At 65.0% G+C, this 551-nt stretch carries 1 pseudogene; it reads left to right on the forward strand.

The features are described from left to right. Positions 1–169: 169 nt before the first annotated feature. Positions 170–551 (forward strand): annotated as a pseudogene (locus tag AC1D00_RS44620) (fumarylacetoacetate hydrolase family protein); the annotation flags it as partial.

Below are 551 nucleotides of genomic sequence, written 5' to 3' on the forward strand. Positions count from 1 at the left end.
CGCTGGCGCCGTCAAGGCAACAGACACCCCAACTCCGAGCGCGAGACCCGCCAACATCGCCCCTATCTGCGTTCGCCTCACCGCGCTCTCCAAAATTTGTATTTTTCAGTCTTGTTTATCGATATTTTATCTGATCATATATTTGAAACGATAGCAAGGGGTGCTCAAGGTGAAGCTCGCAACATTCAGATCTGCCGGTCAGGAGAAGATCGGCGCCGTCCACGCCAATGACAGCCAGCTGTTCGACCTCGCCGCCGCCGCCGCGCGGGACGGCCAGGCCGATCCGGCCTTCGGCTCGATGCTGGCGCTGATTGATGCCGGGCCCGGCGCGCTCGATCGGGCCCGGGCCCTGCTCGACAAGCAGGGCCAGGACGCCACGCTGTCGGCGGCGGTCAGCTCCGTCGACATCCTCGCGCCGGTGCCGGAGCCGCGGCAGATGCGCGACGGCATGTCGTTTGCCCTACACATCCTGCAAGCGCCGCGCGGGCAGCGAAAGCTCGCCGCGCGCGCCAAGGGCGACATGGCGGAATTGGCGCGCATCGACGCCGAGC

This window comes from Bradyrhizobium sp. P2_E8 (assembly GCF_056403875.1).